Origin of the sequence: Xanthomonas sp. 3793 (assembly GCF_024806835.1) — a bacterium.
GTDB lineage: Bacteria > Pseudomonadota > Gammaproteobacteria > Xanthomonadales > Xanthomonadaceae > Xanthomonas > Xanthomonas arboricola_F.
Window position 1 is genome coordinate 1,124,860 of the sequence record NZ_JANTYU010000001.1, and the last position, 12,063, is coordinate 1,136,922.

The window sequence follows — 12,063 nt, forward strand, 5'->3', positions numbered from 1 at the left end:
GCGCCACACCGCAATGGTAGTGACGCTCGCGTCCGTTCCCGATGCGACACGGCGTCGCATCTGCGGCAAAAGGTCGCGCTTGCGCTACCGCCCGATGCCACTTTCCAGCCTGCGACACCTACATATCTTCCCGGCCGCGCCAGGCAGTCGGGCGACCAGCGTCCGCAGCAGCGCGCCTGCGCGCGATGAGCGCTACCGGTGATGCGCTGTCGCGCGCAAGCGCACTCCTGCGTAGCGCTGCGGTCGCTTACTGCCGGTGACGCATCCGCCGCGCCAGCTCGCTGATCAGCGCGATGCCGGCCGTGAGCCCCACCATCGACAGGAATTGCGCGCGGGTGTCGGCAGAAGACGCCAGCAGCGCGAAGATCACCGCCAGGATCGCCAACGCCAGCAGCGTCAACACCGGATACCCACGCATGCGGAACGGCAAGGCGATACCGGCACGGTCGGCGCGCGCGCGCAGGATCAACTGCGACAGCAGCGAGATGGTCCACACCAGCAGGCAGGTGGCACCCACGATGTTGAGCAGCATCGGCAGCACCTTGCCCGGGTACAGCAATTCCAGCACCGCTGCAGCAAAACCGAACAACACGCTGGCGATCACCGCCACCAGCGGCACCTGCTGGCGGCTGGTGTTGCCCAGCCAGCGCGGCGCCTCACCGCGCTGGGCCAGCGAGAAGATCATGCGCGAGGCACCGTAAAGATTGGCGTTGAGCGCCGACAACAACGCCACCACTGCCACCAGCGTGATACCGGTGGCCGCGCCGGGAATCCGCGCCACGTCCAGCACCGCCGCGAACGGCGAACTCAGCGCGGCGCTGGTCCACGGCACCACCGCCACGATGACGCTGATCGAGCCGATATAGAACACCAGGATGCGCCAGGCCACGGTGCGGATGGTGCGCGCCAGGCTGCGCCCGGGATCGGCGGTTTCGGCCGCCGCCACCGCCACGATCTCGGTGCCGCCAAACGCGAACACCACCACCAGCAACGCGGTGCCCACGCCGGCCAGGCCCTTGGGCGCGAACCCGCCGTGCTGGGTGAAATTGGACAGCCCCGGCGATACCACGCCCGGCAGCAAACCGGCCAGCAACGCGCAGCCGATCAACAGGAAGATCACGATGGCGACCACCTTGAGGATGGCGAACCAGAATTCGAACTCGCCGAAATTGCGCACGCCCAGCAGGTTGATCACGGTGAAGGTGGCCATGAAGATCGACGCCAGCATCGGCACCGGCAATGCCGGCCACACGGTCGCCAACAGGCTCGCCGCGCCCACCGCCTCGGCGGCGATCACCACCACGATCTGCAGCCACCACAGCCAGCCGACGGTTGCGCCGGCGGTCGGCCCCATCGCATCGGCCGCATACACCGAAAACGCGCCGCTGGCGGGCTTGGCCGCTGCCATCTCGCCGAGCGCGTTCATCACGATGATCACCAGCGCACCGGCAATCAGGTAGGACACCAATACCGCCGGGCCGGCCGCATGGATGCCCACCCCCGAGCCGAGAAACAACCCGGCGCCGATTGCCGTGCCCAGGCCCATCATCATCAACTGCCGCGGTTTCAAGGCATGGCGCAAGGCAGGCGCAGCGGTCTCAGCAACAGGATCGGTCGGAAGCGACATGGACGGAATCGGGAAGGTGGTAACGCGACACGATACCGCGTCATGACGCCCGCCGCGCCTCTTGACGAAGACGCCTGCGCCAGGCTGAAGGTATGGCCCTGCCGTCGGCAGCGAGCCCTCCGCTCCGAGGCAATGGCCCAAGACCGCGGCGGTGCACGACGAGCACGCGTCATGCTGCAGTGCACACTCACCGCAGCAGCAGAAGCGCCGACGGCGGTGTTTGCCCTTCCAAGCCAGCACCGCGCGCTGATCGGTCTGCAGACGGCGCTGCAACGTGGCGCCCTGGCCCGGGATGTGCCTGCATCGAGCGCGGCCTGCCCATCGCGCACTATCACGAGCCGCAGAAATGTCCGCGCGCCATCCGGGCCAAGCAGGCGGCGCGACGCGGCCGTCATCATCCCTTCTTCGTCCAGACGGCACGTCGCTGCGGAACACGGCCAGGTCAGACATGCGTAAAAGACGTGGCCGACGACCTCGCTGCACATAAAAAATCCCCGGCATTGCCGGGGATCTGTGGATGCAATACTGCGCGGACGCTTACTCGGCCAGATTCTTGCCCGCGCCTGCGGTGGCGATCACCTTGGCCTTGACCTGCGCGGCCGGCGTGACCGTGTAGATGTAGCCCAGCGATTCCGGGAAAACCTTGGAGCTGACCCAGTTGGTGGCATTGGCGTAGGGCTTGCTGCCATCCGGCGTCCCCCAGGTGATGCCGCTACCGACGTAATTGTTGATCAGGTCCCAGTAGCCGATCTCGCTGCTGTCGCGCGAGGTCACCGGGTTCTTGATGTTCTCGAAGTAGTTGGATTCGATCTTGGCCACGCCGCCCATGCGCACATTGATGCCCGAGGTGCTGACGTTGTTGAAGTAGTTGTTGTAGATATGGCTCAGCCCGCGCCGCTGCAACGGCACGCGCGAATCCACGTTTTCGAAGCGGTTGTGGTGATAGGTGGTACGGGCGGCCGAGTTCTTGGTGTCGCTGTCGCTGTAGCCGTTGAGCGCGACCTTCTGATAGTTGTACACGTAGTTGTAGGACACGGTGACGTGGTGCACGCCCTTCTTCATGTCGATGCCACCATCGAACGAGGCATCGCCGGCGCCGGAGCACTTGGTCAATGAGGCGAACACGGTGTTGTGGTCGACCCAGATCTTGGACGGTTCGCCACTGGAATTGCCTTCCAGCGAAATCGAATCGGCGTCTTCGCCGCCTTGCAGCAAGCCGATGGTCATGTTCTGGATGATCACGTTATGCGCGTTGCCCACCACGCGCACACCGAAGTTGGCCGCCGAGCCGTTCGCCCCCCTGATGGTGACATCGCTCTTGTTCTTGATCTGCACGGTCTTGGCCGGCAGCTTCCACTGCGCGCAGACGTCCTTGATGGTGCCGAAGTCGAACTTGCCGGTGTAGTTGAGCACCAGCCCGCCACTGCCGGAATAACTGTCGATGGCAGCCTGCATCGCTTCGAAGGTGGCCACGTTGACGGGGGTCTTGTTACCGCCGCCGGTGGTGGCGGCGCCGTACCCGACCGGGCCGGCGATGGCGCTTGCAGCGCAGGCGGACAGTGCGAGCGCGAGTGCGCCCTGGAGCATCTTGCTGGTCATGCAGCCTCTCCCAAAGAAGACGATAGGCAATGCGCGACGTCTGCGTGATGGCAACGACGTCGGCAAAGCAGTGCGTGGGGGCCGCATTCTTCGCGCGATTTAAAACATAAAACAATTATCCATCTTTGAAAGTTTGACGCACCACGGTGTTCTCTTTGCAGGACATGCAAAAGAGACAGCAAGAGACACGCAGGACAGGACACCGCTGCGCATGCCGTGCATACGTGATTGACAACGTCCAGTTGATGGCGATGCGCAGGCTATGCACGGCAGTCGCGGCGTCAGGCACTGACGACGATGCGGTTGCGTTGAATCGACGCGTTGATTCGAACCGGTGTTGCAGTGCGACACCGCCATCGCACACCGCAGCAAGGCGGTAGCGGCACGGCGCCACATCCCTGCTGTGCAGTGCGGCAGAGAGACGTCCATGCAGCATCGACGCATCGCACCTGCAGGTGCAGCGCTGAAGTGACGCACGATTGCCGCCGACACGGCTCGCTGCGGCGAATACCGACGACACGACTACGCAGGCCGCACGGCATCGGATAAGCCAGGGCGTCTGGCGATACCAGGCTGACTCAGCCAGCGCGAGAAGCGCGGCCAGCAGTGCGTGGATCGCGGGCGCCAGCATGACACGGCGGGTGCGCAACCCGGTTGGACCTGGACTAATGCGGCCGGCAGCGTATCGATCGAGCAGCGCAATCGCACATCATCGATTCACGCGGTCGACACATGGCCGAGCGGTGCTGGTGTGGTGCTGCTGCGGCGCTCCCGGGCCACGGGCTGCCTGCACGGTGCACTACGCCTACAAGGCACACTCGCCGGCAATGCGCGCGGTTCCGAGGGTCACCAGGAACCAGCGCGACGACCACCAAACCGCAACGCAACAGATCAGCGCCTCCAACCGGGGCCGCGCCTCACAAGGCGCGATCGACCAACCCCGACGCATGCGCCAGCTCGCCGCCCGGCCAGGGCGTGTGGTCATCGAGAAAATCGCCGACCAGACGCATGCAGGCAGCGCGTTCTTCCACGTGCGGCATATGGCTGGAGTTGGCGAACACATGCCAGCGCGCATCGGGAATCAGACGCGCGTACGGCTCAACGGTTTCCGGCGTAGCTTCGTCGTACTTGCCCGACAGCACCAGCGTGGGCGCCATGATGCGGTGCAGCCGCTCGATGATGCTCCAGTTGCGCAGGCTGCCCACCACGTGGAATTCGGTCGGCCCGTTCATGGCGTGATACACCGTCGGGTCGGCATCGATGGCGGCGAAGGTGCGCGCCACCTCGTCAGGCCACGGAACCAGCCGGCACACATGCTGGGCGTAGAACACGTCGCTGGCCGCGCGATAGGCCGGATGATCCAGCGTACCGGCCGCCTCGTGTTCTTCCAGCGCGGCCTGTACCTGCTCGGGCAGGCCGGCGCGCAGGCGCAGCGCTGCGGCACGCCACAAGCCCATCGACGCCGGCGAATTGGCGATGACCAGCGCACGCAACCCGCTTGGCCGACGCACCGCATGTTCGGCCGCCAGCATTCCGCCCCACGACTGGCCCAGCAGCGCGTATTGCGCCAGGCCCAAGTGCTCGATCAGCGCCTGCAATTCGTCCAGAAACAGCCCGACCGTCCAGAACGCGGCACCCGCGTTGGGAAGATGGGTGGAGCGGCCATTGCCCAGTTGATCGTAATGAATCACCGCACGGCCGTTGCCGGCCAGATCCTTGAAGCTGTCGACATAGTCATGCGTGCAACCCGGCCCCCCGTGCACCACCACCAGCGGGCAGGCATCGCTGCGCAGGTCGCCGCTGATCCGGTACCAGGTGCGATAGCCGCGGAATTGGACGTACCCCTCGGTGGACTGCATGACCTGCGCCTGCTCGGCAATGATGAGCGCCGAGACTAGCGGGCAGCCGCGCCTGGGTTAACTGGCAAATCTCACAGGTTTGCAGCGGTTTGCAGGCCTCCGCATTCATCGCTTATGTCTCAGACAGGCGGCGGATCAACGCCTGACCGCACAGGTGATTGTGCAGACCAATCGCAAACCTGGTGTTCAGGGTCGGCGACTATCGGCTGCCTCACTGCACCTGCCGCGGCCTGCAACGGAAGGGCCTTCTCTCAATGCCATCGCTGCACTGCAGCGCGTAGGCCCTGCCCACCCTCCAGCAGCACCATACGGGCCTGCGTAACGCGGCGCTGGCCATTGGAAGCGCCGATCACCGCGCATCGATGCGTCGTGTGACGTCAATGCCGCAGGCGGCGACCGTAATCCGCTTATGGTTCCAGCAGTCGATAATGCATACCGCGCACTACCGCTTCCACGCGATTGCGCGCGCCCAGCTTGCGTGCGGCCGAATTCAGATGCAGGTTGACCGTGGCGGTGGACCGATTGAGCGCGGCAGCGATGCTCTTGGCGGTCAGCCCCTTGGCCGAATACTGCAGGCATTCGCGCTCGCGCCGGGTCAGCGCGATGTGGTGACAGCGCCGTTCCTGCGGGTCCAGCAGCTCCTGCGCACGCGCCTGGAACGCATGTGCCAGCAGCAAAAACGGAGAAAGCTGTGCTTCGGCCAGGCGCGGCGCCTCGGCGGCAACCGCATCGACCGCGCCGCTGAACGTGGCAAACGCGCCACCGGGCAGATGCAGCGGCACGGTGACACCGGTACCCATTCCGCTGTCGCAGAGATAGCGCGTCACCTGGCGGTGCTGCGCGCCCACGTATTCCACTCCCGGATGGTTGCCGTCGGTGCGGTACGACCAGACGAAGGGCGTGGTGCGTCGCGTGGCGCGCTGCTGAACGGGGTCATGTTGGTAGTAGCCGTGCTCGCACCAGACATGCTGCATATCCCCGGGCGCATTGCGCTGCATGAACACGCTGGGGGTGATCAGCGCGCCCTCCATGCTCAGCGGCACCGGCGCGTAGTCGTATACCAGCGACTGGAAGCCGAGCGTGCAGACGTCGCCAAACACCCTGTCCAGGCAGGCATCGAGCGTGTGCAGTGCCTGCAGATCGCGGCCCAGGCTGGCCAAAGTGTCGAACATGGGGGTCCTTCGTCGCGGTTGACGCCGCTGGATGACATCCAGCACGGAAAACCTAGCACTTTTACCAATGGATGGGCTTGTCGGCCACATTATCGTCACAATGCCGGTCACACAGCTGCAGCGCAGCATCGGCTCCCCCGGACCGCGCACCTGCGCTGGACGTGCCTTCCCCACAGCGGATACCTGCATGACCGAGACACCACGCCGCGACGATGCGGCCGCGCTGGAACGCTTTGGCTACGCGCAGGAACTCAAGCGCCAGCTCACGCTGAAGGATCTGCTGATCTACGGCCTGGTGTTCATGGTGCCGACCGCGCCGTTTTCGATCTTCGGTGGGGTGTTCGACATCAGTGCGGGCATGGTGCCATTGACGTATCTGGTCGGCTTCTTGGCGATGCTGTTCACCGCCCTGAGCTACCAGCAGATGTCGCAGGCGTTCCCGGTGGCCGGCTCGGTGTACGCGTACGTCGGCCGTGGCTTGAGCAGCGGCATGGGTTTTCTTGCCGGCTGGGCGATCCTGCTCGATTACCTGCTGGTGCCCACCCTGCTCTACGTGGTTGGCGCCAACGCCATGCACAACGTGTTGCCGGCGGTGCCGCAGCCGGCATGGATCGCGTTCTTCGTGGTGCTCAATACCGTAGTCAATCTGCGCGGCATCGAAACGACGGCGCGGGCGAATCGGTTTTTCCTGTTTGCGCAGCTGGTGGTGTTGGCGGTGTTCGTGGTGCTGGCGACGCTGGCCATCCAGCGCGGCGTCAACGGCGCGCACTGGAACCTGCGCCCGTTCTACAACCCGCAGGCGTTCTCGCCGCAGCTGATCTTCAGCGCGTTGTCGGTGGCGGTGGTGTCGTTTCTGGGCTTCGATGCGATCTCCACGCTGTCGGAAGAAGCGCGTGGTGGCAACCGCGTAGTTGGCCGTGCCACCTTGCTGGCCTTGGTGCTGGTGGCGGGCCTGTTCGTGCTGCAGACCTGGCTGGCCGCCTTGCTGCAGCCGGCTCTGCAGCGTTACCCAAGCGCGCAGGCATCCAACGATGCGTTCTTCGAGATCGGCCGGCTGATCGCCGGGCCCTGGCTACAGATCGTCATTGCGCTGACGGTGGCGATCAGTGCGGCAATCGCCAATTCATTGGTGGCGCAGGCGGCAACCTCGCGGCTGTTGTTCGCCATGGCGCGCGACCGCCAGCTGCCGGCGTTCCTGCGCTACATCCATCCACGCACCGGCGTGCCGCAGCGCGCCATCGTGCTGGTTGCCGCGTTGAGCATGGTGCTGGGGGAGGTGTTCGTCGGGCAGATCGCGCTGCTGTCGTCGCTGTGCAACGTCGGTGCGTTGACGGCATTCGTGCTGTTGCATATCGCGGTGCTCTGGCACTTCCGTAACCAGGGCCGGATCGTATTGCATGGCGTGGTGCCGCTGATCGGCATCGTGATCCTGGCCTATGTATTGATCAACGCCGACCGGCACGCGCAGCTGGGCGGCAGCGCATGGATGGTGGTGGGATTGGGAGTGTTGGGGTTCCTCAAACTCAGTGGCCGCTCGACCGAATTCCGCGCCAGCGACGCACTGGAATAGCGCGATACGCACAGCGTTAAGCGCATGCGCGGGCAGGTGGTCGCCAGCCTGCGCGCGCACCGCGTGTGCGCCGCACCATGCACGGTGCCTGCAACCATCAAGCGCCCGCTCGAACGCGGCATGCAGTGCTGCATGACCACCCGCGTCTGGTTCATCGACCTGCGTGGTCGCGTTGCCAGTGGTCCTAACGTGCCGCTCGAATAGCGACATGCACGCAAGCGTGCTTGCGTGACAGGTAGGCACCCGTGCGGTATTGCCGCGCCCATCGCGCATGCGGCGCAACTCATCGATGTGTGCGAAAGCGATTGTATTTTCTCTGACCGTCCATCTCTGAACGAGATTTTCAGCACATATTCAGTTGTAAACATTCGCTAGTCTCGTTCGGCGCCAACGATGGCGCCGCGGGTTGTGGCCCCCGCCGCAGCCTGCCGTTCCCTGACGAGAAGGACTACCCATGAATCGCAAGAATGCGTTGTACCTCGCGCTGCTCTCTGCTGTGTCCGGCGCTGCGCTGGCTGCGCCGCCCACCGAAATGGATGCCGCACCGGTGAGTAGTGCGCCGCAGGCCGCCAAGCTCGGCGCGGCGACGTTGCAGTCGGCCAGCCTGCGCGGCGGCATCATGCCAACGCGCGTGGCGCAACTGGCTGCCCCGAGCAGCAAGGAACTCGGCGCCGTGCGTGAGCGCCGCATTGCGCAGGTCAAGCATGGGCAGCCGCTGCAGATCGGCTTTTCGCGCGCGCTCGCGCAGCCGTTGGTCAACCTGGCCAAACTCGATTGGCAAATGGCTGGCGACGGCTCGCGCGTGGCCACCTTGAAGCTGGGCTCGGCGCAGGCGGCATCGTTGCGTGCGGCATTGGTGCTGCGTGGCGCCGGCGCAAAACCGGGCGACCCGGCCAAGGTGACACTGCGTTTTGCCGGCGACGACGGCCGCGTGTTCGAGCAATCCGGCGCCAGCTTCGTCGGCACCGGCGATGCGATCGGCTGGTCGCCGACGGTGAGCGGCGAAAACCTGCTGGTCGAACTGTCGCTGCCGGCAGGCCTGTACCCGGAGAACTTCAGCCTCAGCGTTCCGCAACTGTCGCATCTGGATATCAGCCCCACCGCCAGCCCGCGTGACATGATGACCATCGCCATCGGCGAAAGCGATTCCTGCCAGAACGACATCGTGTGCCGCGCCAATCCCACCGCCGGCTTCACCAGTGCGGCAAAGGCCGTGGCGCGCATGGTGTTCACCACCAGCCAGGGGTCATTCCTGTGTACGGGAACCCTGCTCAACAACACCAACACGCCCAAGCGCAATCTGTTCTGGACCGCGGCGCACTGCATCAGCACCCAGACGGTGGCCAATACCTTGCAGACCTACTGGTTCTACGACGCGGCCAGTTGCAACGGCAACACCGCCAGTTCGCAGGCCACAACGCTCACCGGCGGTGCGTTCCTGCGCCATGCCAACACCACGCGCGACACCGCGCTGCTGGAACTGAAGACCGCACCGCCGAGCGGCGCGTTCTATGCCGCATGGAACAGCGCGGCGATCGCATCCACCAGCACCTCGATCGTGGGCATCCACCACCCATCGGGTGACGTCAAGAAGTACTCGCTGGGTACGGTGAACGCGTTGAATACCTCCATCGACGGCAAGAGCCCGTTGTATCGCGTGGTCTGGAACGACGGCGTCACCGAAGGCGGCTCGTCCGGCTCGGGGTTGTTCACCATCGCCAATGGCGGTGCGTATCAGCTGCGCGGCGGCCTGTACGGCGGCTACTCGTTCTGCACGGCGCAGACCGATCCGGACTATTACTCGCGCTTCTCCGACGTGTATTCGTCGATCTCGACGTTCTTCGGGCAGTAAGCGTCCAGGCGTTGTCGAGCAAGGCGTGGCAGGCGTTGGAGCGCCTGCCACGTCAGGCGGCGCGAGGCTGCGCATCGTCACCTGCATGATCGACATGCGCAGCGTCCTGCCTGGCGCAATGACGGCAACGCGGTAATGCGTTGCCGCGCTGGGGCGTTCTACAACTGTCTCTTGCTGGCATCGCTCAATCGCGTGGTCGGGTTGCTGTTGCCGGTGCGATGCGTATACAGAATCCAGTTCGGCAGACCCGGCAATGCGCGGTTGGCTTGTATCGCGCGAGTACCCCGAAAGCGCATCAACCGATACACCCAGAACGTATGCCAGCGATGGTCACCGGTAGCCGCCGGGCTGGCGGTGATGACCGACAGCTTCCGCGCCGTACCCAACTGACGGCTGCTCGCTACGTCGTGCTAGCCGCTCCAAACGCCACCAGGCGCAGCCTCGCGTGCCAGGTAAGCGCACGCTCTGGTGGCTGCCTGCCGACGCTGCTGTGGTGCTACGTGCTGCCATGCCCCCGCCAAGTCCTAAGGACGTTCAAGCGAGCAAAGCGCAACGCGATCCTGCAGACTGCAAGCACCTTCATCATCAGGATCGGCATGTCTGCCCACCATCGCTGCCGCTGTCGCCGTGCCGTCACCGCAGTGCTGCTTTCCGCAGTGTCCGCTGTCTCCACTGCCGCGATGGCGGCAACGCCGGCGGCCACGGAGGACGTCAAGGCCTACGCATTGCAGCTGTGCCTGGACCAGAACTACGAACGCAGCGGCCGGCTGGAGTCCGACCAACTGCGCGACCGCTCGTATCTGCTCACCACCTACGCACTGGATAATGCCAAGCCTGGCGCCACCGCACGTTTACAGGCCTTTGTCGCGCAACAGACGGCGGACTACCACCGCGGCGAGGTGCCGATGAAGGACGAAGCACGCCGCGGGCCGTTCACCAGGATCTTTGCGCAATGCATGGCGTTCTATCGCTCACCGGCGCTGCGTGATTTTGTAGCAAGACAACGTTGAGGCGTGCCGAAGCGTGGTGTTTCGTTCGTTGCCGACATGCAGCCCTCCCCAGTATCCCGGAACCGCGATGACCGCATTGACCAAGCTCCGTAGCCGCCGCGGCATGCTCAAGACCGCACTCGGTGCCGGCGCGCTGCTGGCGGCAGGCCAGCTCGCCGCCACTCCACGCAACAACGCTGCAAGCAACGGCGCGGCGCCTGCTCCCTTCCCGGCCAAGGGCAGCGTGCTGGTGCTGCTCGGCACCAAGGGCGGGCCGACACCCTCGCCGCTGCGTGCGGCGGCGGCCAATGCGTTGGTGATCGACGGCCAGCCGTACCTGATCGATTGCGGCAACGGTGTCGCCCAGCAACTGGCCAAGGCCGGCATCCGGCTCCCCGCGCTGCGCGATATCTTCCTGACCCATCATCATTCAGATCACAACGCCGACCTGCTCAATGTGGTGTGGCTGGCCTGGGCCAGCGGCTTGCAGACGCCGGTGCATCTGTATGGGCCACCGGGCATCGGCAGGATGGTGGACGCGTTCGTCGAGATGAACGCCATCGACATCGATGCGCGCATCCGCGAGGAGGGCCGCCCGCCGTTCAAGCAGCTCATCCATGTGCACGAGTTCGACCAGGCCTGCACCGTGTTGCAGAACGCGCAGGTCACGGTGACGGCCACGCTGGTGGATCACTACACGCTCAAGCCTGCATTCGCCTATCGCTTCCAGGCCCGCGACCGCACGGTGGTGTTCTCCGGCGATACCCGCTACCTGCCGGCGCTGGCCGAGTTTGCCAGGGATACCGATGTCCTGGTGCATGAAGTGATGTATCTGCCCGCGCTGGAAACCATGCTCAAGACCAACGACAACGCCCCCACCTTGCTGGACCATCTGCTCAAGAGCCATTCCACCAGCGAAGAGGTCGGACGGATCGCCGCCGCCGCCCATGCGAAACTGCTGGTACTGACTCATTTCGTCCCCGGCGGCGATCCCTCCATCACCGATGCGATGTGGCGCGAAGGCGCACGCAAGCACTACGCCGGGCCGATTGTGGTCGGCGCCGATTTGATGCGGCTGTAGCCGGCAAAGAGTTGCAGCACGCGGGCGGAAGCATGTTGCGCATGGTTTGGGTCGACACGGGATCCAGATCGTCATCGTGTTGACGGCGCTGCCGTTTCTGCGTCGCCCATGCCCGAAACACAGGCGCGCCCATCATGGTCCGGCAGCGCTGCTGCGCTCTACCGAGCAGCCAGCGGCTTGCAGGCATTGCGGCCTTCAGATCAATCGACAGATTTTCCGGTACTTTTGAAACGCAATGCACCAAGCGCCTTGATGTCGTGACGGTCGCCTGGAGCGCGCCGGCGCCTTCAGGTGTGGGTAAAGCGCACTGCACA

9 protein-coding genes are annotated in these 12,063 nt (G+C 64.8%); 4 read left to right on the forward strand and 5 right to left on the reverse strand.

Translation table 11 applies throughout. From position 1 onward, the window contains the following. Positions 1-247: 247 nt before the first annotated feature. The 4 genes from FHY18_RS04780 to FHY18_RS04795 all read right to left on the reverse strand — a co-directional run bounded on the left by FHY18_RS04780 (position 248) and on the right by FHY18_RS04795 (position 6,257). Complete coding sequence (locus FHY18_RS04780) at positions 248-1,627, reverse strand: amino acid permease (protein WP_259151898.1); 1,380 nt, start codon at positions 1,625-1,627, stop codon at positions 248-250. A gap of 537 nt (positions 1,628-2,164) precedes the next feature. Next, the gene (locus FHY18_RS04785; RefSeq protein ID WP_046964463.1) at positions 2,165-3,226 is read right to left on the reverse strand and encodes a pectate lyase; all 1,062 of its coding nucleotides are present in this window, start codon (positions 3,224-3,226) and stop codon (positions 2,165-2,167) included. A 917-nt stretch (positions 3,227-4,143) separates the two neighbouring features. After that, entirely contained in the window at positions 4,144-5,085 is a 942-nt protein-coding gene (locus FHY18_RS04790; protein WP_259151899.1) for a proline iminopeptidase-family hydrolase, read from the reverse strand. Positions 5,086-5,492: 407 nt separating this feature from the next. Then, positions 5,493-6,257, reverse strand: a complete 765-nt coding sequence (locus FHY18_RS04795) for a LuxR family transcriptional regulator (protein WP_259151900.1) — start codon at positions 6,255-6,257, stop codon at positions 5,493-5,495. A 187-nt stretch (positions 6,258-6,444) separates the two neighbouring features. Here FHY18_RS04795 and FHY18_RS04800 point away from each other — a divergent pair, with 187 nt between their 5' ends. Beyond that, positions 6,445-7,827, forward strand: a complete 1,383-nt coding sequence (locus FHY18_RS04800; RefSeq protein ID WP_259151901.1) for an APC family permease — start codon at positions 6,445-6,447, stop codon at positions 7,825-7,827. 454 nt (positions 7,828-8,281) lie between these two features. Further along, positions 8,282-9,679: a trypsin-like peptidase domain-containing protein gene (locus FHY18_RS04805; protein ID WP_259151903.1), complete on the forward strand. Its 1,398-nt coding sequence runs from the start codon at positions 8,282-8,284 to the stop codon at positions 9,677-9,679. Between the two features lie 158 nt (positions 9,680-9,837). Here the strand turns inward: FHY18_RS04805 and FHY18_RS04810 are convergent, their stop codons facing one another. Then, positions 9,838-10,065: a hypothetical protein gene (locus FHY18_RS04810; RefSeq protein ID WP_259151904.1), complete on the reverse strand. Its 228-nt coding sequence runs from the start codon at positions 10,063-10,065 to the stop codon at positions 9,838-9,840. A 210-nt stretch (positions 10,066-10,275) separates the two neighbouring features. On the opposite strand from FHY18_RS04810, the gene FHY18_RS04815 reads away from it, so the two are divergent. Beyond that, positions 10,276-10,689 (forward strand): hypothetical protein, encoded by a 414-nt coding sequence (locus FHY18_RS04815; protein WP_259151906.1) that lies wholly within the window; start codon positions 10,276-10,278, stop codon positions 10,687-10,689. Between the two features lie 67 nt (positions 10,690-10,756). After that, positions 10,757-11,749, forward strand: coding sequence for an MBL fold metallo-hydrolase (locus tag FHY18_RS04820; RefSeq protein WP_259151908.1), 993 nt, complete (start codon positions 10,757-10,759; stop codon positions 11,747-11,749). Positions 11,750-12,063: the final 314 nt, after the last annotated feature.